General features: G+C 51.9%; 20 protein-coding genes. 3 read left to right on the top strand and 17 right to left on the bottom strand.

All coding sequences use genetic code 11. The features are described from left to right. A complete protein-coding gene (locus tag VGN67_RS11580) occupies nucleotides 1-393 on the bottom strand; it encodes a MerC domain-containing protein (RefSeq protein WP_327486987.1) in 393 nt (130 codons plus the stop codon). A gap of 147 nt (nucleotides 394-540) precedes the next feature. Between VGN67_RS11580 and VGN67_RS11575 the strand changes: the two genes are divergently transcribed. Further along, entirely contained in the window at nucleotides 541-954 is a 414-nt protein-coding gene (locus tag VGN67_RS11575) for a Fur family transcriptional regulator (protein ID WP_327486986.1), read from the top strand. A 90-nt stretch (nucleotides 955-1,044) separates the two neighbouring features. On the opposite strand, the gene VGN67_RS11570 is transcribed toward VGN67_RS11575, so the two are convergent. Together VGN67_RS11570 and VGN67_RS11565 are read right to left on the bottom strand one after the other, a co-directional pair. Beyond that, complete coding sequence (locus VGN67_RS11570) at nucleotides 1,045-1,614, bottom strand: hypothetical protein (protein ID WP_327486985.1); 570 nt, start codon at nucleotides 1,612-1,614, stop codon at nucleotides 1,045-1,047. 69 nt (nucleotides 1,615-1,683) lie between these two features. After that, nucleotides 1,684-4,053 (bottom strand): TonB-dependent receptor, encoded by a 2,370-nt coding sequence (locus VGN67_RS11565; protein ID WP_327486984.1) that lies wholly within the window; start codon nucleotides 4,051-4,053, stop codon nucleotides 1,684-1,686. Between the two features lie 346 nt (nucleotides 4,054-4,399). Here VGN67_RS11565 and VGN67_RS11560 point away from each other — a divergent pair, with 346 nt between their 5' ends. Then, nucleotides 4,400-5,158, top strand: coding sequence for a hypothetical protein (locus tag VGN67_RS11560; protein WP_327486983.1), 759 nt, complete (start codon nucleotides 4,400-4,402; stop codon nucleotides 5,156-5,158). On the opposite strand, the gene VGN67_RS11555 is transcribed toward VGN67_RS11560, so the two are convergent. The 10 genes from VGN67_RS11555 to VGN67_RS11510 all read right to left on the bottom strand — a co-directional run bounded on the left by VGN67_RS11555 (nucleotide 5,159) and on the right by VGN67_RS11510 (nucleotide 18,161). Beyond that, nucleotides 5,159-6,178 (bottom strand): zinc-binding alcohol dehydrogenase family protein, encoded by a 1,020-nt coding sequence (locus tag VGN67_RS11555; RefSeq protein WP_327486982.1) that lies wholly within the window; start codon nucleotides 6,176-6,178, stop codon nucleotides 5,159-5,161. A gap of 132 nt (nucleotides 6,179-6,310) precedes the next feature. Beyond that, a complete protein-coding gene (locus VGN67_RS11550) occupies nucleotides 6,311-7,372 on the bottom strand; it encodes a 6-bladed beta-propeller (RefSeq protein ID WP_327486981.1) in 1,062 nt (353 codons plus the stop codon). A 73-nt stretch (nucleotides 7,373-7,445) separates the two neighbouring features. Further along, entirely contained in the window at nucleotides 7,446-7,736 is a 291-nt protein-coding gene (locus tag VGN67_RS11545) for a hypothetical protein (RefSeq protein ID WP_327486980.1), read from the bottom strand. Between the two features lie 44 nt (nucleotides 7,737-7,780). Continuing rightward, entirely contained in the window at nucleotides 7,781-8,497 is a 717-nt protein-coding gene (locus VGN67_RS11540; protein WP_327486979.1) for a DUF3667 domain-containing protein, read from the bottom strand. 94 nt (nucleotides 8,498-8,591) lie between these two features. After that, nucleotides 8,592-10,061, bottom strand: coding sequence for a DUF1501 domain-containing protein (locus VGN67_RS11535; RefSeq protein WP_327486978.1), 1,470 nt, complete (start codon nucleotides 10,059-10,061; stop codon nucleotides 8,592-8,594). 168 nt (nucleotides 10,062-10,229) lie between these two features. Then, nucleotides 10,230-12,515: a PSD1 and planctomycete cytochrome C domain-containing protein gene (locus tag VGN67_RS11530; protein ID WP_327486977.1), complete on the bottom strand. Its 2,286-nt coding sequence runs from the start codon at nucleotides 12,513-12,515 to the stop codon at nucleotides 10,230-10,232. Between the two features lie 352 nt (nucleotides 12,516-12,867). Beyond that, nucleotides 12,868-13,572 (bottom strand): L-ribulose-5-phosphate 4-epimerase, encoded by a 705-nt coding sequence (locus VGN67_RS11525; RefSeq protein ID WP_327486976.1) that lies wholly within the window; start codon nucleotides 13,570-13,572, stop codon nucleotides 12,868-12,870. Between the two features lie 2 nt (nucleotides 13,573-13,574). Next, nucleotides 13,575-15,098: an L-arabinose isomerase gene (gene araA, locus VGN67_RS11520; protein ID WP_414717308.1), complete on the bottom strand. Its 1,524-nt coding sequence runs from the start codon at nucleotides 15,096-15,098 to the stop codon at nucleotides 13,575-13,577. Nucleotides 15,099-15,286: 188 nt separating this feature from the next. Continuing rightward, the gene (locus VGN67_RS11515) at nucleotides 15,287-16,936 is read right to left on the bottom strand and encodes a ribulokinase (RefSeq protein WP_327486975.1); all 1,650 of its coding nucleotides are present in this window, start codon (nucleotides 16,934-16,936) and stop codon (nucleotides 15,287-15,289) included. 253 nt (nucleotides 16,937-17,189) lie between these two features. Beyond that, nucleotides 17,190-18,161: a 1-phosphofructokinase family hexose kinase gene (locus VGN67_RS11510; RefSeq protein WP_327486974.1), complete on the bottom strand. Its 972-nt coding sequence runs from the start codon at nucleotides 18,159-18,161 to the stop codon at nucleotides 17,190-17,192. 245 nt (nucleotides 18,162-18,406) lie between these two features. On the opposite strand from VGN67_RS11510, the gene VGN67_RS11505 reads away from it, so the two are divergent. Then, a complete protein-coding gene (locus VGN67_RS11505) occupies nucleotides 18,407-19,249 on the top strand; it encodes a 1,4-dihydroxy-2-naphthoyl-CoA synthase (RefSeq protein WP_327486973.1) in 843 nt (280 codons plus the stop codon). A 181-nt stretch (nucleotides 19,250-19,430) separates the two neighbouring features. On the opposite strand, the gene VGN67_RS11500 is transcribed toward VGN67_RS11505, so the two are convergent. The 4 genes from VGN67_RS11500 to VGN67_RS11485 form a co-directional block, all read right to left on the bottom strand. After that, nucleotides 19,431-20,357, bottom strand: a complete 927-nt coding sequence (locus VGN67_RS11500; protein ID WP_327486972.1) for a nucleoside hydrolase — start codon at nucleotides 20,355-20,357, stop codon at nucleotides 19,431-19,433. 112 nt (nucleotides 20,358-20,469) lie between these two features. Further along, nucleotides 20,470-21,807, bottom strand: coding sequence for a TlpA disulfide reductase family protein (locus VGN67_RS11495; protein WP_327486971.1), 1,338 nt, complete (start codon nucleotides 21,805-21,807; stop codon nucleotides 20,470-20,472). A gap of 12 nt (nucleotides 21,808-21,819) precedes the next feature. Beyond that, nucleotides 21,820-23,568, bottom strand: coding sequence for a M56 family metallopeptidase (locus VGN67_RS11490; protein WP_327486970.1), 1,749 nt, complete (start codon nucleotides 23,566-23,568; stop codon nucleotides 21,820-21,822). 35 nt (nucleotides 23,569-23,603) lie between these two features. After that, the gene (locus VGN67_RS11485; RefSeq protein WP_327487131.1) at nucleotides 23,604-23,966 is read right to left on the bottom strand and encodes a BlaI/MecI/CopY family transcriptional regulator; all 363 of its coding nucleotides are present in this window, start codon (nucleotides 23,964-23,966) and stop codon (nucleotides 23,604-23,606) included. Nucleotides 23,967-24,103 lie beyond the last annotated feature (137 nt).

Here is a 24,103-nt window from a genome sequence, read left to right as displayed (position 1 = left end):
TTACTTCTGGGCCATCAGCCAGGGACGACACAGCAGGAGGTTAATAGCATGCCCCACCACCAGCAAACCGGAGCCTACGTACCCCAACCACACAAAAGCAGAGGCCTGATTTTCAAATAGAAGCGACACAGCAAACAGCCCGAAAGCCAGCCAGAGCAACCCTTTTACTACCGGAAATTTGTGTTCGCGTGTAGCATAGAATACGGCCAGGCCATTGACCAGTATAAACAGGTAGTCGAGGTGAAGAAAACCCGCCACGACATGGTGGCTGGCCGACAGGGAGGTACCTAAGGCCAGGGCCGGGGTCAGCAGGCAGTGTACGATACAAAGCAACGATCCTGCAATCCCTACGTAATCGGCTCTTCCGTGTGTATGTATCGGTTGTGGTTTCATATCAGCTACAAAGGTAGGTGGAAACTATATCTTCTGCAACAATGTTGCATTATTAATTGTTTAATTCTCTCCCTCCTTTTCACTTATTTTTAGTATTACTAAGACGAAGAGTGTAAATTTACCTGGTGAACCACCGGCTTAACGAGTATGGAAAGTTTTGTAAAAGATACCCTCAAAGACCACAACCTGCGGAGTACTTCCTGCCGGGAGGACATCCTGGATACTTTTCTCAGTAAGGAAGTGGCCCTTTCGCACGGAGATATTGAAAACTACCTGGGCGAACGTTTCGACCGGGTCACCATTTACCGGACTCTGAAGACCTTCCTGGAAAAAGGAATTATTCATAAGGTACTAGACGATGAGGGCGTCCGCTACGCCCTGTGCAAAGACCACTGCTCCGAGCACGACCACCACCACGACCACATCCATTTTAAATGCATTCAATGCGGGCAGACCAACTGCCTGGCCAATGTACATATACCGGCCGTGCAACTTCCCGACGGCTACCGCGCCAACGAACTTAACCTGCTCATTCAGGGCCGTTGTCCGGCCTGTAATTAAATTTTGAATGAGGGAATAATAGATTGAGTGAATAGGCATCAGCATGCGTTTTACAATCATTCACAATTCACTCATTCAAAATTAACTTCCCTACTCTACCCTCAGTCCAAAATCCAGGTTTATATCATCACTACCGGGGGCGGCAGTGCCATTTTTTACCGGGGTACCATTAACCGGTGGCTGGTGGCGTAGTTGTACTTTCAGCGTACCCGTACCGGCAGCACCCGTGCGGGCGGTACCAGTTAACCCGAGGGGCTGATTACGGCTGTCCTTGTCTCCGTAGGTATAAGTCAGGAGGCTGGCGGGGGTAGCCGTATACACCATCAAATGCTCGTCGGCCTCTTCGGCTATTTCCTCAGTTATATTCTCAGCCGGACTTTTACTTTCGTCCAGAATCTCAACGGTCATATTGTAGGTGGTATTCGGTTTGAGCCTTATCTGGTCAAAACGGGTGGGAGCGTTACCACCATCTCCATCGGGATCTTTGTACTCAAAGGTATTGACCGTGGTAGTACCCTGCTCGGTAAAGTGCAGGCGCACCGTAGTTATGAGTTCGTTTTCGTCCTGTGGTTCGGGATCATCGGCCCGGCGGCAATCGGTCAGCAGTACCATCATCCCCATTAGTAGTCCCCATCCAAACAATTTACGATTCATGTTCATACCAAAATTTAGTTTAAAAAATTACCAGTTTAACTTGAATAAAAAGCTTTATAGAAAAGTAGTACAGTCTTAGGCTCCGAACCGCCATTTCAGCCGTAAAGAAATGTTTCGTCCCATTTCGTCGGAGAAGTAGCGGAAGCGGTTCAGGTAGTCGCGGTACCTTGTATCCAGCAGGTTATGTACCGTCAGGCCTACCTCTACCTGTTGTTTAGCGGTGATAGCCAAAGTACCTCCCGCCATAATATTCCACAGCGAATAAGCCGGTGGCGGCGGCGCAAAATCACTGTTCAGGGGTACGCGTCGCTGCTCACCCACCCACAGGTTCCCCGCCGACACAAACAACCCCTGCCACTTTCCGGCTCTCCCTATGGTAAAGGCCAGCTGATTGTCCCAGCGGTTGGGCGGGATCATAACCAGGTACTGCTCGTTGCGCTGGTCGTACACCCGCAGGTAGGAGGCTTTGCTCTTCCAGGACCACCGTCCCGACAGCTTCCAACCCAGCGAAGCGTCAATTCCGGTGAAGGTGGCGTCGGTTTGGGTGTAACGAAAGTAGGGAAAAGCGCCCCTGATAGTCAGGATTGGCTCCGGCTGCGGCTTAAGATAGATGTAGTGAGCTATGTAATTATGGTACGCCCCTATTTCCCAATTGAAGCGGTCAGTATCAAACGCCACACTCGCCACGGTATTGATAGCCTGCTCGGGCCGTAGCGTGCGGTCTCCCTCTTCGTAGGCCGCCGCACCGTGGTGTACCCCATCACTGAACAACTCACTTACATTAGGAGCCCGCCAGGCCGTACCTACATTAAGCCGGGCCGATAGTTTTTCGCTAACAGAGCGGGTAACGCCCAGGGTACCCGAGGCACTACTGAAGCGGAACTCGTCGGTTTGCGGTACCCGGTTCACAAGGCGGTAGGTGGTCAGGTAACGGTAGTCGTACCGAAGACCCGCCTCCCACTCCCAGCCGTCCTGCACGAGCCGCTCAATCAGGAACAAGCCAACGTTCCACTGGTCGAAGTTGGGAATCAGCGGGCGGCCACTCATGAGGTTGTACTGGTACAGGGTACTTATGCCCACCTGACCGGCCAGTTTATTGGCAATGGGCTTATGGTCCCAGGTAATGTCGTTGGTAAAGGTGGTCAGGCGAAAGTTCAGCTCGGGGCGGTTGAGACCCGCCAACGAGTCATTGCGCGGACGGTGCAAGTCAAACTCGGATCGGTCGTTGTACTGCCAGGCCGACACCCACTGAATACGGTGCCCGTCGGCAAAATGGTAGTGCGCCTCCCCCTTCACCATGTTATGAGCCACGTCCTGAAAGGGCCGACCGATGTCGTAGCTAAAATTGCCTTTTACAAAAGGTTCGCCCCTTTCTATGACCTGTAGCAGATCCGTAACGCTACCAATATGCGCTCCCGAAAATATACCCAGCTGCGTATCAAAATGGCTGAAAAAGACTTCGGCCCCAAAAGCCTTCCGGCGAAAGCCCGCCGCCAGGGAAAAGTTTCGCTCCCGGGTACCGGTATTTGCCAGAAAGTAATCGGGGGTATGAATATTTCCGCCGCGCTTGAAGGTACCCTGCGCCCGCCACCCTACTTCCTTAAGACCTTTTATACCCCCCTGTAACGTACTGGAAAAGACCCCCTGGCGACCGTTGGAAAAACCCACTGCATTAAACTCGCCGCTGATTGGCTTGCCAATTGGCAGCTCCTCAGGTTCCACCAGAATTACCCCTCCAATGGCATCAGAACCGTACCGAACACCGGCGGCTCCTTTTACTACAGATAGCCGGGTGGCGATAAACGGGTCAATTTCGGGAGCATGTTCTGAGCCCCACTGCTGGCCTTCCTGCCGCACGCCGTTGTTCATGATCAGTACCCGATTGCTATGCAGGCCGTGAATTACAGGTTTAGAAATGGAAGAGCCCGTTTGTAGAGTAGTAACGCCTGTAATACCCCTCAGACTTTCCGCCAGGGATTGTCCACGGGTTCGGGCCAGGTCCTGCCCGGTTAGGGTACTTAGTGGTTGAGAGCTGGGGGCGTCGGTGCGGTGAGCGGTAATTTCTACGTCTTTCAGGTGAATTTCATCTTCGGTCAGCGCAAAGTCTTCTTCGTGCCCGGCGGTAAGGTCAATGGTTTCGCTGAAAGGCTGGTACCCAATAATACGGCACTCCAGCTCGTACCGGCCGGGGCACAGACGTTCGATCTGATACCGTCCGTCTTTATCCGTAAATACTCCTTTATTTTCCCCGAGTAGGGCTATGGTAGCCCCGGCAACAGGCTGTCCTGTGTGTTTGTCGCGCACTATTCCTTTTACAAAACAATCACAGGGGGCCTGCTGAGCAAATACGGCCGGGATAGAATACAGACACAGCAGCAACAGGGACACCCCTACCCGCTGAAACAAGCCTTTGGTTAATCTATTCCGTTTCCGTTCTTTTGTCATTGTCTGTACATGCTACTCTGTTGCAAAACTAAGTTTTATGCAACAATGTTGCAAGTGTTACTCAATTTTGTTTTTTATGCTCAGACTTTTAACCAAAAAAGATTATACCTGACCTGTATTTTTTGAGAAGCAAGGAATTTAGTAATCGTTGTTAATTCGTCCTTCACCCAGACTGATTCAAATAGCAACAAGTAAAAGCATTCACATTAACAAATACGAACGTCCGGCAACTCTTTCTTCCGGATTAAACTACTGCTTCCAGGATTTAAAACTCAGGGACCCGCACGGTACAAAGGAAAAAGCCCGTACCTTTGCGGCTGATTAACCAGATGCCGAAATTTTTGCAGTGAGCTACATTCTTCTCCTCAAAATAGTACTTGTGCCCGTTCTGATTGCCTGTGTGACGCTGGCCATCCGGCGGTGGGGAGCGGGCCTGGGTGGCTGGATTGGTGGTTTTCCGTGGGTAGCGGGTCCTATCTCATTCTTTATGGCCTGGGAGCAGGGCCCTGCTTTCGTGGCCGCTACCATACCTTCGGCTCTGATGGGCTCGGCGGGTACCATTCTGTTTGCGTTTACCTATGCGGGTTTGTCGTACCGGTTGGCCTGGCTACCAACGGTACTCCTAAGCTACGTCACTTTCTTTGTCCTGGCCTTTTTATCGCTGGACAACACACCGTCCCTGGCCGTAGCTACCGGCCTGAATGTAGTAGTCCTTTCGCTTACTCTTTACTTTTTTCCCAAGCCCAAAAACATCCCGGCCATCCTTCGCCAGCCGCGGTTCGATATTCCGCTACGCATGCTGGTGGCTACGTTGTTTGTGGTGGGGCTTACCCAGGCGGCCGAGCTACTGGGCCCTGAGTGGAGTGGTATCCTTACTCCTTTTCCTATAATGACCTCTACCCTAGCGGTTTTTACCCACGCCCAGCAAGGCAGCGATGCCACTTCCCGTATCCTGTACGGACTCCTGCTGGCGGGTTACGGCTTTACGGCTTTTCTGGTTGGCGTTTATTTTCTGGCTCCTATTATGCCCATTGGCTGGGCTTACCTCCTGCTAACTGTAGGTACTATGCTGCTCAACGGTCTTACCTTACGCCTCATCCGCTAATTACTGGAGTTGTACTACGGCTTTGATGGTACCATTGGATGGTTCCAGCAGGGATGGGAACTGCGCGGGTAATTCGTCGAAGGAAAGCTGATGCGTAATCCAGGGGGTTGGGCCCATGCGGCCATTTTCAAGATGATTGATAATGGTACGAAACGTATGGTGGGTAGCGTTACGGCTGGCCAGCAGGGTGAGCTCCTTACGGTGGAACGACGGATCATGAAACGTCACCTCTCCCTGAAACAGCCCCACGTAAACCAGCTTTCCGCCGTGCGCACAGTATTCGAAGGCCTTCATCATAGACGCCGGATTGCCGGTGGCATCGAATACTACGGTAGGCAGGTATCCGTCAAAGAGTGTGAGGAGCCGCTCGTGGAACCACTCATCGGCCAGCAGGGTATGCTTTACCCCCATCCTCTCTTCACAAAACTTTAACCGGCTTTCTTCCCGGTCAGCTACCACCAGCGTAGCGCCGGCCATTTTCACAAACTCTATCACCGAAAGGCCAATGGGCCCGGCCCCAATGACCAGCACGATGTCCTCCGTACCCAGTTCGGCCCGCTCCACGGCGTGTCCTCCGATGGCCAGCGTTTCTATGATAGCCAACTGGTCTTCTTTAAGGCGGTTGGAAGGGTGTAGCTTGTCGGTGGGTACTATCAGGTACTCCGCCATGCCCCCGTCAATGTGTACGCCCAGTACCTGAAGCTTTTCGCAGCAGTTGGTCAGGCCCCGGCGGCAGGCCTGGCACTGTCCGCAGTCCAGGTAGGGTTCTACGGAGCAGCGGTCCCCCACTTTCAGCCCGTAGGAGTCACCGCTGATTTCGACTACTTCTACCGCCAGCTCGTGGCCAAGTACCCGCGGATACGAGAAAAAAGGTTGTTTGCCCCGGAAGGCGTGCAGGTCGGTCCCGCAGATGCCCACCCGCAGTACTTTTACCAGGGTTTCGCCTTCCTGCAAAGTAGGTTCAAAAGAGATATCCAGAAATTCAAATTGTCCGGGTTCGCGGAGACTGAGCGTTTTCAAGCTGGTATGGGTTGGTACTTTGCTAATTTACATTAATTCCTTTTTCTTTTTACTCCTGCCACCTACAAATTGTTTACTAAAAAAGCCCGGATGTTTATCCGGGCCGGTACTTCATGGTATTTTTTAATACTGCTATACGCGCACCAGTTTGGCCGGATAGGTCTGTTTGGCGTTCCACTGGCAGATGTAGATATTCTCGTCCTCGTCAATACACACGTCGTGGCAGTGCATAAACAGGGGCTTCTCCTGCACCATCAGTTGCAGTTGTCCGTTCTTGTACTCGGGCTTGGTACCCCCCGGATTGGAGATTACTTTATTGTTTTTATCCAGGATCGTTACAAAGCCCGAATTAGGGGTCTGATTGAGGTACTTTAAGCGCGACCAGCATACACCGGCGTATACTTTATCATCCTTCACAACCGGGCGACATACGTAGGCTCCCGGCAGGAATATACTGGAAATGTACTTGCCGTCCAGCGTGAATCGCTTGAACGAGTTATGAATCCGGGACGTAACCAGTACCGTCGGATTGGCCTTATCCCGGTTGTCAATTGCGACACCGTGGGCGGTGGCAAACTGATCATCGCCATCGCCGGGGCCGCCGAATTTATCAATATACTCACCTTTGGCCGAATAACGAAGTACCCACTGCGAACCGTAGCCATCGGCAATGTAGATGGTACCATCCGGACCAATGGCCGTTTCGGTCGGCTTAAAGGGAGCGTCCGCCTTGTAGGCACCTACTTTGGACGGGTGCTCGATGGTCATCAGGATGTTCCCTTTCATGTCGGTCTTGAAAACCTTACTCAAATTCGGGTCGCAGATGAACAGGAACTCTTCCCCGTTGGCATTCCAGAGCGTGAGGCCGTGGCCGCCGGGAAACTCGTGCCCCCAGCTATCAAGCAGCTTGCCCGAGCGGTCGTATATCAGGATATTATTTTTGGTTTCGTCGCCAATCATAATCAGCCGCCCCTGCTTGTCCTGCACCATTTCGTGGCAGTTCTTGACCGGAAACTTGGACGAATCCAGATTACCCCAGCCCTGCTGCAGCCGGTAGCGTTGCCCCCCGTGACCGAGGATTTCCCCGTCCAGTTTGGGACGGGCCTGTAAGATATAAAACGGCTTAAATGCTAGCGCGGCCGTAGTAAGGGCGGCGGCTTTGGCAAATTGGCGGCGGGTGGGGTTACTGCTCATGTTTGGATCTGTATTTTTTTATAGAAGACAGTAGAAGACTATTTATAACCTTACTACCAGATTATTATATGATTTACTGTACCAGGTTTACAAATAAAAAAGCCAGCAGGGCAATCAGCAACGGCAGAGAGGAGGGTACAAACGGTGATTTTTTGTTCCCCTTCCGCCACCATTTCCACGACATCCAGATACACGCCAGTATTATTATTGGAAAAGAGAGAATCATGCCTACGAAGAGGTAGGCGCTAACCCGTTTGCTGGGATCAATAGTATCAAGCGCCAGGAAGGAAGTCTGGGCGGCCTGGTACCACGGAATAAGCGTAAGCAGGCTGAGAAGCTGAACCAGGTAGAGAGCTATTTTCATGATAGACGGAGGAGGTTAATCAAAAAAGTAATGCTGTAAAGTACTTATATGAAAACAAAAAACTTAACTATTGCCAAAAGAAGGACAGAAATAGTGAGTTGGGTCAGGAAAAGCGCCAGGAAGCTTTTTAAAATAGCGCCGGTCAGTCTGCCTCCGTAAAACTGGTAGTAGGCCCAGGCGGTAAAAGCAGCCCATATACCCATATAAACCATCAGCCCGGTGTAATAATGCTCCCGAAAAAACACAACCATCGGGGTAAAAATGAGTACAAAGAAAACAATGCGCAAACCGCCCAGAAACGCATGAAAAGTAAGGTTTTCGGCGAAGTTGTAGCCCGACCTTTTAAACAGCAGCCAGGTAAAAAAGGATGAGATAGGTACCGCCACAAAAAAGATAAGATTAATGTGCCGGGTTACCATAGCCGATACTGGATTCGGCGACTGTACATCGGCCTGCATCAGGTGAAAGTAGGCCGTCAGAAAAGCCGAAATTGCCACGGTAATGACTAAGTAGCTGAACGGATTGAAGTACTTCTTCCGCTTGCCGCCAACGTACTCTCTGGCTACTATCCCCGGTGCCAGCAACATGGCTTTAGTGAGATGAATGATTCCTTTATCGGCGTGAAGAACGGCATGCATCATATCGTGCATGATATGGTGCAGGTCCAGACGGTGTACCTGTGCCGACTGACCACAGCCCGCACAGTACTTGAACTCCGGTTGCAGGTCGCCACCACAGTTCGGACAGGTACTTTGATTCATAATGAGAAGGTTTGCTGCTGAAATATAGCAACAAAGTAGAATCTAAACTAAACCCCATTACCATATTAAGCCAAAGCCCCGGCAAATGCGCTGCCTACGATAGAATCTGATGTACCACTTTTCCGTGCACGTCGGTCAGCCGGAAGTTACGTCCCTGAAATGCGTACGTCAGTTTTTCGTGGTCGAGGCCCATCAGGTGCAGTATGGTAGCCTGTAGGTCGTGGACGTGTACCCGGTCTTTGGTACCGTAGTACCCTATCTCGTCGGTTTCGCCAAAGCTGAATCCCTGCTTGACACCCGCACCGGCCATCCACATGGTAAAGGCTTCTTTATGATGGTCGCGGCCCTTGAAAGGCGCTTTCTTACCACCCCGGTTTTCAGCCATGGGTGTCCGGCCAAATTCGCCTCCCCACACCACCAGCGTGTCGTCCAGCATACCGCGCTGTTTCAGGTCAGTAAGCAGGGCCGTTGTAGCCTGGTCGGTTTCCTTACAACGATTTACAAAGCCAATTTCCAGCGCTTCGTTGGAGTTACTACCGTGGGTATCCCAGTCGGCGTGGTAAAGTTGGATAAAGCGGACGCCCCGCTCGGCCAGCCGGCGCGCCAGTAAGCAGTTGTTGGCGTAGGAGTTCTGACCGGGGGTAGTACCGTACAGTTGGTGAATGTAATCGGGCTCGCGGCTGATGTCCATGGCCTCGGGTACAGTGGTTTGCATACGGAAGGCCAGCTCATACTGCTCAATACGCGACAGTATTTCGGGGTCACCCATTTCCTGGTGCTGCACGCGATTGATATCACTGATGGTCTGGATGGCGGCCTTGCGCAGGTCGCGGGGCATTCCGGCGGGGTCAGAGATGTACAGTACCGGGTCACCCTCGGAGCGGCACTGCACGCCCTGGTACTGCGACGGCAGAAAACCGCTGCCCCAGATACTCTTGCCCGCGCTGGGAATGGCGTCACCCGAGGCCAGTACAATAAATCCGGGCAGATTTTCATTTTCAGAACCCAGACCATAGGTTACCCAGGAGCCAAAACTGGGGCGCCCGGTACGCGGACCGCCCGTATGCATGAATAGCTGCGCCGGAGCGTGGTTGAACTCGTCAGTATGCATGGCCCGCAGGAATGTTACCTCATCCACGGACTGCTGAAAGTACGGCATATGATTGGAAACCCAACTACCCGTTTGTCCGTACTGGTTAAATTCGGCGTAGGGGCCGAGCATCTTGGGAGTACCTACTATGAAGGCAAAGCGCTTTCCTTCCAGCAAAGACGGCGGACAATCCTGGCCGTCCAGGTCACGCAGTAAGGGCTTATTCTCAAATAGCTCGAGCTGGGAAGGGGCTCCCGACATGTGGAGGAAAATAACCCGCTTGGCCTTAGGAGCAAAGTGGCTGAGGCGGAAGCTATCTTTGGAAGTACTTGTATCACCCTTGAACATATCACAGCCCATCATCATGCCCCCCAGGGCCATGGCTCCCAGGTGTCCGATGCTCTGCTGCAGAAAATAACGGCGGGTCGTTACCTCTCTATCTGTCTGTTCCAGTTCTTTCAGTATCTTTTCCATCAGTATTTCTATTGTCGAAATTAAAACGTAAACGCAGAGTTTGGGGAGCTTTGCGCAGAGGTACAAAGAAGATTGTACTACTATTTTATCAGCTCTTTACATCCCACTTCCTTCTTTACTCTCCGTTCTTCATTCTTAATTTTACATTATTCATTTTTAACTACCCACCTACTGCTTCGTAATCACCTCGTCCAGGTTCAGCATCACGTTAGCCGTAGCCGTCAGTGCGGCCAGGTGGGGTGTTTTGGGATAATCCATCGTCAGGAATTTCAGGACATCCTGCGGAGAAGTACGGTAGTACCTGACCGATTGCCGGTAGTAATTCAGCAACAGTTTCAATCGCTCTTCGGAAGGCGCGCGGCCCGTCAATCGTTTGTACCCTTCCCTGATACTCTCAGCCGGATTATAAGCCGTCACCTGCTTCATTTGCCAGCCAAGCCCCTGGGCGGCTTCCAGGTACACCGGGTCGTTTAGCGTGACCAGCGCCTGTAGGGGAGTGTTGGTCCGTATCCGGCGGGAAATGCACAACTCCCGGCTGGGGGCGTCGAAGGTAGTAAACGAAGGATAGGGGCTGGACTTGCGCCAGTAGGTATACACCCCGCGGCGGTAGCGGTCTTCGTCTTCGGCGGTACGCCATTTTACGGTATTCCGGATGACCTGCCACACCCCGTCGGGCTGCGGCGGCATCACGCTGGGGCCAAATAGCTTTGGTGATAGTAAGCCCGAAGCCGCCAAGGCCTGGTCGCGGACCTGCTCGGCGTTGAGGCGCACGCGCGGGCCTCTTGACAGTAAGGTATTGTACGGGTCTTTTTCCAGCGCCTCTTCGCTCACCTCGGAACCCTGCCGGTAGGTAGCCGAAAGTACTACCTCACGCAGGAGTTTCTTAACGCTCCACTGGTTTTCGTTCATGAAGCGCAAGGCCAGCCAGTCCAGTAGTTCGGGATGGGTAGGCTTGGCGCCCTGGGTACCAAAATCTTCCAGTGTCTCCACCAGTCCCCGGCCAAAAAGCTGCTCCCAGTAACGGTTAACCATAACCCGGGCCGTCAGCGGATTTTGCTGACTCACCAGCCACTGCGCCAGTCCCAGCCGACTGGTGGGTACCCCTTTGGGTAGTTGCGTCAGGGTTTTGGGAGTCTGGGGAAAGACTTCTTCGCCGTGTACCATCCAGTTGCCCCGCTCAAACATATGCGTTTTACGGGTACTATCGGCGGGAAGTTCCTCCATAACGGGTGTACGCGAAGGCTTTATCTTTTCCAGCTTCTGCTGGGCAGCCTGGTACTGGGCGTCGGTCGTATCGTGTTGGCTGCTCAGGAACCGGGTCAATTCGTCCAGTTGGCGCTTCTGAATGGAAGAAAGCTCCCTCAGTATCGGTTTGTCACTGGTCAGGTCCGCGTCGGCTGAGGTATTGAAAAAAGCCATCAGCTGGTAGTAATCTTTGTGGGGAAAAGCGTCGTAGGGATGGCTGTGGCACTGCACACAGGCCATAGTAGTACCCTGCCAGACCTCCATGGTAGTATTGACGCGGTCAATGACGGCTACGACCCGGAACTCTTCGTCGTCGGTACCTCCTTCGTCGTTGGTATTGGTATTTCTATGAAAAGCGGTAGCAATACGCTGGTCAACGGTAGGGTTAGGCAGGAGATCGCCGGCCAGTTGCTCCACTGTAAACTTATCAAACGGCATATCCTGATTAAAGGCCTCAATGACCCAGTCGCGGTACTGCCAGATGTCGCGGTGGCGGTCTTTCTGGTAGCCCTGCGAGTCGCCGTAGCGGGCCAGGTCCAGCCACATGGCCGCCCAGCGCTCCCCGTAGTGCGGCGAAGCCAGCAGCCGGTCCACTACTTTTTCGTAAGCGTTATCTGATTTATCGTTCAGGAAATCGTCGTACTCCTGAGGAGTGGGTGCCAGACCGGTCAGGTCCAGCGTGACGCGGCGGAGGAGTACGGCCTTATCGGCTTCGTCGGCCGGAGAAAGACCTTCAGCTTTGAGTTTTTTTAATACAAATTTATCAATGTCATTTTCCGGCCAGAAAGAAAAAACAAACGGCGGCTTTTGCGGCTCGGGGGCAATGTAGGACCAGTGGGTTTCCCATTCGGCACCTTCCTCAATCCAGCGCTCCAGGAGTCCAATCTGCTCGTCGCTGAGTGGCGGGGCCTTGAGCGGCATCCGGTCGTCGGGGTCAGTGGATTTAAGGCGGGCCATGAGTTCGCTCTGCTCAGGATGCCCCGGAACGATACAGGCTTTACCTGATTTGCCTTTGCTTAATGCTTTCTCCCGGTACAGCAGGCTGATGTTCCCCTGCTGCTTCACTCCTCCGTGGCATCCGGTACAGTTGGCATTCAGGATGGGCCGGATCTGCGTATTAAAATCAACTCTATTCCCTCCCCACCACTGCCAGGCGCTCAGTGTAATAATGGCTACGGCCAGAAGAATAAGTACATAGCTTAATCGCATAACGCTTAATTACTTGTAGATACAATAAGTCAGTTACCACCCGGATTCTACTACCACTACCCCGAACCGGGCGCAATGGTTCCCGCGCCTCCTTTGGCTACGGCATGGCTACTCCTATTATAGTTGATTGAATAAGTGGTTTATAGAAAGACGAAAATAGTGCAAGTTTATCCTGACAATATCTAAAATAGATTTATAAAAGTACTTTCCTGACCTATACAGTTACAAAATCTTTAAAGAGGTTTCTACCCCAGAACTCGTAAGATAGCTAAGCACCAGGAGTCACAGAGGGAATTATTCTCTGTGAATCCTGGTGCAAAAAATTCTTATACTTCAGTGATTTAATTACTAATTAGCACCCCTGCCCGTAGTAGGCGTCTTTGCCGTGTTTGCGGAAGTAGTGCTTGTCTTTCAGTGACTGCTTAATGGCAGGAGTTCCCGGATTGATAGAAAGGGTGAGGTAGGCCATGCGCGCCAGCTCTTCCAGCACGGCCGAGTTGTAAACTGCTTTGGCGGGGGTTTTGCCCCAGGTAAAGGGACCGTGGCAGGCTACGAGTACCATCTCTACCTCCTCGGGCGACAGGGCTAGTTCTTTAAACTTATCCAGAATCTGCAGACCGGTTTCGTGTTCATAGTCTCCCTGAATAGCCTCATCCGACATGACATCCGTGACCGGTACCGATTGGACCAGGTGGTCGGCGTGGGTGGTACCCAGGTTGGGAATGGGCCGCATAGCCTGCGCCCAGGCGACGGCGTAGGTGGAGTGGGTGTGACAGATGCCTCCTACCGTAGCGAAGTGGCGGTAGAGTAGCGTGTGGGTTTTGGTATCGGAAGAAGGGCGCATAGTACCTTCCACCAGCTGATTGTCCAGGTCCACCACCACAATGTCTTCTACGCGAAGCTCTTCGTAAGGTACTCCGCTGGGTTTAATAGCCACCACCCCCGCCTGCCGGTCAATGCCGCTGACGTTGCCGAAGGTATACAGGACCAGACCCTTCCGGGGCAGCTCCCTATTGGCTTCGTATACCTCTTCTTTTAAGTACTTATAGGCCGACATTACTAAAATCCTCCTTTCATCTGGTAGTAAACTTCGTTCCAGCGCAGCTCATTTTGGAACTGGCGCAGGCGGGTATCTTTATCAATGGTAACGAGTTCAACACCTACCATATCCGCAAAATCTTCGATGTACTCAACACTCAGATTCTGGCTGTAAACGGTATGATGAGCACCACCGGCCTGTATCCAGGCGGCGCAGCCGGTTTGCATGTCGGGCTGGGGCTTCCAGAGTACCCGTGCTACGGGCAATTTAGGCAGGTCGTGCGGGGGCGCTACGGCTTCTACTTCATTGGCCAGTATCCGGAACCGATTCCCCATATCAATGACCGATACATTCAGAGCCGGGCCAGCCGCTACATTGAATACCAGCCGTACCGGGTCGGCTTTGCCGCCAATGCCCAATGGGTGTACTTCACAATGAGGCTTGCCGTCGGCGATGGACTCACATATTTCGAGCATGTGCGCCCCCAGTACCAACTGACTATCAGCCGGATTAGCAGGGTCGGCAAAGTGGTAAGTGTAGTCTTCCATAAACGAATTGCCACCGGGTAGCCCGGTAGCCATTACTTTCATAGCCCGCAGCATAGCGGCGGTTTTCCAGTCGCCTTCGGCCCCGAAGCCATAGCCCGCCGCCATCAGGCGCTGCGACGCAATGCCCGGTAGCTGTACCATGCCGTGCAGGTCTTCGAAGGTATTGGTGTAGCCCTTAAAATTCCCTGTTTCCAGGAAATTCCTGATCCCGAGCTCAATTCGTGCGGCTTCGCGCAGTGAACTGTTCTGGTCGCCCCCTTTGCGTAGGGTACTTGCCAGGTTGTAACTGTCTTCGTATTCGGCGCACAGCTGGTCAATGGCGGCATCAGGTACTTCATTAAGTACCTTCACCAAATCCCCCACCCCGTAGCCATTGACCGAGTAGCCAAACTGCATCTCGGCCGCTACCTTGTCGCCCTCAGTTACGGCTACCTGCCGCATGTTATCACCAAACCGGACAAAGCGGGCACCCTGCAGGTCGTGGCGGGCGGCGGCGGCGCGGGTCCATATGTTCAGACGTTCAACCACATCTTCCTGCTGCCAGTGGCCTACTACTACCTTGCGGTTCAGGCGCATCCGTGACAGCATGAATCCAAACTCCCGGTCGCCGTGCGCGGATTGGTTGAGGTTCATGAAATCCATATCAATGGTGGCCCAGGGAATGTCGCGGTTGTACTGCGTGTGCAGGTGCAGCAGGGGTTTCTGTAGTACTTTCAATCCACCAATCCACATTTTGGCGGGCGAGAAGGTATGCATCCAGGCAATGATTCCGATACAATCAGGAGCTACGTTAGCCTCTTGGCAAACCTTGTATATTTCGTCCGGCGTAGTGACTACAGGCTTGAATACAATGCGAACCGGTACTTTCTCATTTGTATTTAAGCCGGAAGCAATAGCCTGCGCGTGCTCCGCTACCTGTTTCAGCGTTTCTTCTCCGTAGAGATGCTGACTCCCGGTGACGAACCAAACTTCGTATTTTTCGAGTATATGAGTCAAGGTGTTTTAAAGTTTATGAGTATTGAGTCCATGAGCGGCCGCCGCTGCGGTTTATGAGTGGGTGTGGGGAAGGTAAATTCTGGTTTTGAGTGAGTTGTAAGTGAATGATTGAGTGGATAGAATAAGTTTGCTTACCTGCTTCCTGTAAACTTATAACCATAATCACATCCGCTCATAAACTCATCTACTCATAAACTCCCCTCCACCAGCTTCCCCGCCTTCAGGTACTTCTGATACAATTTCTGGTATACTTCTACCCGCTCTGGCTGGGGATGGTACTCGGCGTCGAAGCCGGACGACATAGCCTCCTGCGCGGCCTCCACGCTGGGGTGAATTTCAGCCGCTACCGAGGCAAACATGGCGGCACCCAGGGCGCAGGCCTGTTCCGATACCGCTACCTTGATGGGCATGTTCAGGACATTGGCCAAGGTCTGCATCACGAAAGGTGATTTTTTGGCAACGCCTCCAATCCCGATTACCTGCCGGATGGGTACCCCTTCTTCCAGAAAACGGTCTACAATGGCTTTTGAACCAAAGGCAGTGGCTTCTACCAGTGCCTTGAATACCCGCGGCGCGTCACTTCCCAGGTTTAGACCGAACAGAGCTCCTTTCAGTTCATGATTGGCATCCGGCGTACGCCGACCGTTCAGCCAGTCCAGTGCTATGATATCATTTTCGGTCACGGGCAGGGCTTCGGCGGCTTTGGACAACGCGGGAATAATACCATCAATGACTTTATTAACTACCTCCTCACTCACCTCCCGCGCCAGTACTTCGCGCAGCGGATAGGCCAGCAGGTTACGGAACCAGGCGTATACATCACCAAAGGCCGACTGCCCAGCTTCCATGCCCAGCATACCCGGTAGTACCGAGCCATCTACCTGTCCGCAGATACCGGGTACCAGTTTGCCGGTCATGTCCTCGTTGGGGGCCGTCAGCATATCGCAGGTAGACGTGCCCATGACCCTCACAAAGGTATAAGGCTCAATGTGAGCCCCCACTGCTCCCATGTGGGCGTCAAATGCTCCCACGCCTACCAATACCTCTTCCGAAAGACCCAGCTTCCGGGCCCATTCGGCGGACAGCTTACCCATGGGCTGATCAGAAGTATAGGTATCCTGAAAAAGGCGACCGCGCAGACCTGCCAGCAGGGGGTCCAGTTCCGTCAGGAATTCTTCGGAAGGCAGTCCGTCAAATTCCGCGTTCCACATAGCTTTATGGCCCGCGGCGGTGCGGCTGCGCCGCAGGGTACGCGGGTCGGTATCTCCCGTCAGCACGGCCGACATCCAGTCGCAGTGCTCTACCCAGGAGTAGGCTTTCCGGCGTACCTGCTCGTCCGTCCGGAGCGTGTGCAGGATTTTGGCCCAGAACCATTCGGACGAATAAATTCCGCCTACGTATTTGGTAAAGTCAGTGTCCCACCGGCGGGCCAGGGTATTAATTTCTTCGGCCTCGGCGTTGGCGGTATGGTCTTTCCAGAGAATGAACATGCCGTTGGGGTTTTCGGCGAAGTCGGGCAGCAGGGCCAGCGGCATCCCCTGCTCATCCACGGCGCAGGGCGTAGAGCCGGTCGTATCAATGGCTATCCCTCTGATGCTTTCTTTGACCTCCGCAGGTACTTTATTCAGCGCCCCCCTTACCGAGGCTTCGAGTCCTTCGAGGTAGTCGAGGGGGTGCTGCCGGAACTGTGAGGCCTGGGGCAGACAGTACTTAGCGGCCTTCCAGCGGCTGTATTCGTGCACATGAGTACCTACTTCGTCACCGGTCAGGGCATTGACCACCAGGGCCCGCACCGAGTCAGTACCAAAATCAATTCCAATAACGTGAGGGTCAGGCATAGGGAAAGAAGTTGTTAGCTGGTAGCTTTTAGTAATTAGTTTAAGAGATAGAATATAAGTACCTGAACAGAATCAGGCTGCATTAGAGTTATTCATAAGGTACTATTATACAACACTATATAAAACAAACGGGTGTGCCCCGTGGCAGCTAAAAGCTAATTTCTAATAGCTACTTAGCTTCATCCAGGTCCGTCTGCTTCTACCGGCGTATAGGTAGAAGGTACTTGCCAGGCTAATAGCTAAAAACTAATGGCTAGTTCACCGGTACCGCATAGCGCTTGCCGTAGCGGTTGAGCCAGTCGAGCAGACGGCCTACGTCCTGCATTTTAAACAATTCGCTACCAGGATTCATGGTGGCGGCCGAGCCGCAGGCTACGCCCATTCGTACCGCTTCCCGCACCGACTTACCCTGCGAAAGCGTATAGACCATGCCGGCCACCATACTATCGCCCGCACCGACGGTACTTTTCTTTTTTACGGGAGGAGCCGGTATGTGCTCTACCTGGTCGTCAGTGACCAGCATGGCTCCCATGGGCCCCATAGACACAACTACTACCTCACAATGTCCGCGAATAATAAGCGCCCGGGCGGCGTCATCTACCTCATCCATTTCCAGTTTTTCGGTACCTACCAGCTGGCAAAGTTCCGTTATATTGGGCTTGAGCAGGTATACGCCCGCTTCACTGGCGAGCCGGAGCGCCTCTCCTGACGTATCCGCCACAAAGCGCGAGCCTCGCTCACGGGCTATTTCAGCTACTTTTCCGTAGAAATCGGTAGGTACACCCGGCGAAAGGCTTCCACTGGCTATTATAAAGGAAGGAGTATCACCCTCCCGAAGCGTGTCCAGGATAGCATCTATCTCCGTGGGCATCAGTTTGGAGCCGGGCATACTGAACCGGTACTGTAATCCGGTGGCCTTTTCAACCACATTAAGGTTTTCCCGGGTCCATTCTTTGGTTTCAACTACTTCAATATCAACACCTTCTGCTTTTACCAACGATTGAAGCCGCTGCCCCGAAGGTCCTCCGGCGGTAAATACCGCCAGCGGCTTCCCTCCCAGCCGATGGATGGCTTTCGCCACGTTTATACCACCTCCTCCTGCCTCAAAATTAGGTTTATCACAGCGTAGTTTATCGTCGGGAACGAGGCGTTCGACGGTAGTACTCTTGTCCACTGCCGGATTAATCGTGAGGGTTACGATGGGTTTAATCGCCTTACTAGCCATAGTGCTGATTTAGTTGTAGTAGTAAAAAGACTGAGCGCCTAAGTTAGGCCTTCCGTTACAGAAACTAAAATTATACCAGGGGGAAAAGGAAATACCTGAGTTGATCAAAAGGGCCAGCTCGCCCTGTTCCTTCGCACTCCAGCCCCATACTTCCCTCGTAACAATCTCTATATTTCCTGAAAAAACTATTTGAATCCTCGCCAAAATTTGGTCAGTTTGTTCCTACTAAACAAACTATACATCAGATGTCAGCATTAGAGTGGAAATCCGCCGGAGACTACGTAGATATTACCTATAAAAAGCTAAACGGCGTAGCCCGAATCGCCTTCAACCGGCCGGAGGTACGCAATGCCTTCCGTCCCAAAACGGTATTTGAACTGTATGATGCCTTTGAGGATGCTAAAAATGACCCAACTATTGGGGTGGTACTGCTGTCGGGGGAGGGGCCTTCGCCCAAAGACGGCGTGTATGCCTTCTGCTCCGGGGGCGACCAGAATGCCCGCAGTACCGGTGGCTACAAGGGCGAAGACGGCGTAGCGCGGCTCAATATTCTGGAAGTACAGCGACAGATTCGCTTCATGACCAAACCCGTGATAGCCGTTGTACCCGGCTGGGCCGTCGGGGGCGGACACAGCCTGCACGTGGTGTGTGACCTGACCTTGGCCAGTAAAGAGCACGCTATTTTTAAACAAACTGACGCCAACGTTGCCAGTTACGACGCGGGCTATGGCTCGGCCTACCTGGCCCGGCAAATCGGACAGAAGCGGGCGCGGGAGATTTTCTTCCTCGGCCGCAGCTACTCCGCCCAGGAAGCCTACGAAATGGGAATGGTCAACGCCGTAGTACCGCACGACGAATTGGAAGGCACTGCCTACCAGTGGGCGCAGGAGATTCTGGAAAAAAGCCCGATGGCCATCCGGATGCTAAAATTCGCCTTTAACCTCATTGATGACGGACTGGTGGGGCAGCAGATATTTGCCGGCGAGGCGACCCGACTGGGCTACATGACAGAAGAAGCCAAAGAAGGGCGTGACGCCTTTCTGGAAAAGCGCAAGCCGGATTTTGATAAGTTTGAGAAGTACTCGTAGGGTGTATTAGCGGTGGCACTGTTGAAAAAACGGTGCCACTGTACTTACTTGCTCACTAGGCTCGCACCGATTTGTAATCGGTGCGTCATCCTTTAGCAACTACGCGTCCCGGTTTAAACGCAAATAGATTGAACCCAAGCGGGGACCGTCCCGATTGCAAATCGAGGTTAGCAGGTTATTTCTACCGGTGCTTCTTTACCTGTTCCCAAAAGTCGGCATTCATGCCTTTGGCGTCCAGTTTGGTGAAAATCTTTACTGTAGGTTGCGTATTTTCGGATGGGGAAGCTACCGTAGCAACGGGAGCCAGCTTGGGTAAAAGGTAGGCTTGTACCAGACCCAAATCCCAGAGCGTACGGGTTTTGTCCTGCGGGTTGGTTTCGCGCCAGCGCTTTTCCATCAGTTGCTCCACAGGATTGTTATCAGCGAAATTCTCATACACCATCTCCCGGTCAAATTTATAATGCATCACCGAATGGATGGGCATGACGGTCCAGTCCAGGTTAGCCTGGTTTAACATGAAGTCGTAGGCATTCAGGTCACAGCGGACGTTGAACTCGTTCTTGTTCCAGGCTTTTTTGGCAAAATCATAGCCGCCTCCCAGCGAATACACCCGGATGCGGGACTTTACCGTCGAGTCCAGCGCAATGAGTGAAGCTACATTGGTAAGGGCACCCAGGGTCAGGATGTCCAGTTTCTCCCCGGCTCCCAAGTATTTTACGGCTTGCATCATACCCTCGGTAGCCGCTGAGGGGCGCGGCTGAAACCCACCCCAGGCACGGCCCATCTGCCGGTCGGCCCCCATCGGATGCGGGATTTGCTGCCGCCCCATCGTCGTAAGGATTTCCTCGTTCAGTTCCTGGCTGACCCGCACAGGCGATAGACCGGCGGTATTGTACTGGTTCCATTTGTCAAATGCTACGAGGTCGGCGTTGTTGAAGTGGGCTGAGCTTAGCCCGACTATATCCAGCCGGTCAGCCGCCCACAGAAGCCGGACAATAGCGTATACATCGTCCATTTCATTGCCCGTGTCGGCGTCAAGCCACACTTTCTGTTTTTGGGAAAAAGCCGGGAAGGAAAGGAGGACAAACAACAGTACTATATTTTTCATCGGGTTTAGCGCTTAGTATTTCCGCTAATTTACTATTCAGCGCTTCACCACTTGCATCATTTGCCGGAATTTTTCTGTTAGACCCCATGTATCTACCAGACCCACTTTTCAATCAATACCCCAGTTCCCGTTTAAGTACCTCATTCAACCGTTCAAAACTATCCGACCCGGAGTCGCGATAGATAATTCGCCCCTGCTTGTCGAGTAGTACTGTTGTCGGAAATATTTCAACCGAAAAATGGCTCACCAGACGGTTGTAGTCGTACACCTCTCCCTGCTTTGGCTGGTACTCTACTATATTTTGCCAGGTGATGTTGTGCTTCCCTACCAGGTTGTTGAGCGCTTTCAGGTCCCTTGACTGCTCATAAGCTACGCTGACCAACTGGAAATTCGGGTTGTCCTTGTACTTAGTATGTACCTTCTGTAAATCCGGCAGTGCCTTTATGCAAGGACCGCACCAGCTTCCCCAGAAGTCAATGAGGGTGTAGTCAGTCTTTTGGTTGAGTACCTTATGAAGTACTTGCTGCGTCGAGTCAGGCAATTGCTCACCCTGACGAGTACCTTTCGTGGCTGTTTCCGCATTCTCGACAATCAGTAATGCCGAATCTCCGAAGTAGGAAACATTGTCAATCTTTACCTGCTTTTCACCCAAGGGAAAGAACTTACCTAGTTTTAAAAGAGGGTTGTATGAGATTATCTTGTCCTGCTGTACATCTTTGACATATACCGCACGAGCTTGTCCATAATCGGCGGCTACATCCCATGCAAGACCTATTTTAAACTCATATTCAATTCCACCAAGCGCCACACGTGCACTTCTTGACTCGTCAGTTACAAACTTTACCTGCAGTCGCTTTTCCTTAGAGTCGGTAAATCCCGAACCTTGGGTAGTCGGCGAAATTTTAAATAGGAGCTGCCTTTTATAAATCTTATCACCATAGTAGTAGTCGTAGTCTACTTTTAGGGTCTCAATGGAATCAATGGGGAAGGCTGCATCGAAATCAGTTACCCTGTACTCGTACACTTTGTCATCGCCAAAGTCATTATTAAAGTTGAGATCGGGTATAATTAACTTTCTGTTATCAGGAAACAGAGCCGACAGTACTGGTAGTGCGTTTTTAATATCTTTTCCTTTGTATACATTCACCGTATCGTGTTTATACAGATTCACTATCTTTTGATACTGCTCCTCGGTATAGTACCCTTTTTTGAAGTTGGTATAGGTGGATTGCTGTCTTTGCAGGTTCATTACAAATACGCTCCACTCCACTGCATCGGGTATCCCGGCAAATTGATCTGTCTTTTCAAGCATCAGGCCAGATCGGGAAATCTTAGAGCGAAAGTCAGAATTTGAACTAAACGCCAGCCGCACCGTATCCTGCGCGTGAAGCGTCAGGCTGTGCAGACACAAGGAGATTAATAGCCCCGATAAGGATAGAGAGATTTTCATAAAAGTCCAGCTTTACTTCGTGAATACCAGAATATATTTATCTACCTCCCCTACGCTCTTGACACTTACCGAGTAAATCTTCTCAATGGGTACCTTATTCACCTCTGCATATCCCGAAGGCTGACCATTTAGATAAAACTCGGCGTCCTTATACCTATCTGTTATTAGTAAAGTACCCACAGGAGATTTCCCAACACCATTTTTAGACAAATTTCTTTGTGCGCTCTCCCCTTCGAATGCTTTTTTAGAGTACCTACTGGTACCAAAACCTCTGCCCTCCCTATTGTGAATGATTTTATTTAAACTATCCTCCGCGTACTCAGGAAAGTGTTCCTCCTTCAACTTCAAGGCCGTCTCGTAGTCCTCCTGCATAGCTTTCAATAGAGGCTGCGGAGGAAGAGGACCCATTCCTAACCCACCCGCTCCAATATAGCCCGAATAGCCCTTTGCGGGAGTATAGGTACTTCCTTCTTCGTCGCCTTGTCCACTGCTACCCGGTATATTAATTTTTAAATTGATTTTGGTAAGAAACAGGTTCAAAGGGTCGTACTGAAGGCCGTTGATTTTCATTTCGCCTCCAAACTCCGCCACATCCTTTTTAATAGCATTGATATCGTCCCAGGTAGCCCTGGGCGGGATTACCCAATAAAGAGTTTTATTCTGTACCAATGTCCATTTACTCGAATTTCCCTGCCGGAGGCTATCCTCTACTACTTCAGCTACGGCCGGTTCTTTAACGGGTTCAGGAGCAGGTATTTCTTTTGGTTCCGGGGCTGTTTCCTGAACCGGGGTTGCTTCCTCAATCAGGGCGCTTACTACCGGCTGAATGGGAGCCGGGGCCAGTGCCACGAGTTGTGTACGGTACGGTGCCACAAAGGCCGAAGACAGGTACAGCACCGCCAGCAGGCAGGTATACTTGCCCCACACCCACAGGCGGGAAGGTTGCTTGTTCATCATTTTGATACGTTTTTTGAGTAGTGATTGGGCAAAGGAATTGGTCAGCGGAAGTTCATTAGTTTGAAGGGCGGCCTTCAGCAGATTGACCTGGTACTGCTTTTTATTGAAGCCGCTGTCCAGCACGGCGCGGTCGGCCAGGTACTCGAGGTTGCCCTGCACCAGCCGCTGGTGTACCCAGCTGAACGGATTGAACCACAGCGCTATCCGCTGTACTTCGGCCAGCAGCAGATCCAGGCTGTGCCATTGCCGTACGTGCTCTGACTCGTGGGCCAGAATATGCTGCAATTCAAGTAGTCCGTGTTTTTCGGGATTAAAGATAATCCAACGAAAAAAGGAGTAGGGAGAGGCGGTGTGGGCATCCCGCACCAGAATAACGCCACCTTCCAGGCGCTCGGAAGGAAGCCGCCAAAGGGCGCGCAGCATTCTAAAAAGCTGGAACAGGAAGCGGGCTGAAAAAATAAGTAAGCCAATTCCATACACAAGGAATAGCCAGTCCATCACGCCCCAGGTGGTGGTCGGTTGGGTTGCCGCAATAGCCGGAGCCAAAGCAGCGGGAGCCGCTTCTCCAACGAAGACAGGTACTTTATTGATTACTTCCGGTATCACTCTATGAAACTCCTGCTGTACCTCTACCGGCCCCCAGGTAGCCAGCGGAATCAGGGGAAGCGTCCAGGCGGCCAGTACATTCAGCCACAGCAGTACACGGTTAAGTCCGGAATAGGATTCGTATTGAATGAGCCAGCGGTAGGCCAGCGTCAGGGCGGCCAGGAGCAGGCTTACTTTGAGCAGGTAGGGAAGCAGCATGGGTATAGGTATAGGTGGGATAAAATTCAGGTTCTTTACTTTCCTTCTTCAATCATCCGGATTATTTCCCGCAGTTCGTCGGGGCTTACTTTTTCCTGTTTGGCAAAGTAGGCAACCAGGTCTTTGTAAGAATCATTGAAATAGTTGCTGACTACCTTGTTGAGTACGTACTTATTCTGATATTCTTCCTTGTTCACCGCCGGATAGTACTCGTAGGTGTTACCGTACTGCCGGTGCGCCACGTACCCTTTCTCTTCCAGATTCCGGATAATGGTCGAAAGCGTGTTGTAGTGCAGGGGCGGGTCGGTGAAGTGGGGGAGCATATCTCTCACAAAAGCACTTTGTCGGTTCCAAAGTACCTGCATCACCTCTTCTTCCTTGTTAGTTAGTTTTTCCAGTTCCATATACCAAAGATAGTACTATAAAAATAGTTTGCAAACTATTTTTATAGTACTTGTATGAAATCAGGAAAAAATTTGATTAAATAGCAACAGGCAGGCAAAAAAGGAGGCTCATGGCTCCAGCATTGGTCGGT

The sequence above is a fragment of the Telluribacter sp. genome (assembly GCF_035998675.1).
Lineage (GTDB): Bacteria > Bacteroidota > Bacteroidia > Cytophagales > Spirosomataceae > Telluribacter.
The sequence above is the reverse complement of the archived record's forward strand: the minus strand, read 5'-3'. Positions and strand labels throughout refer to the sequence as shown.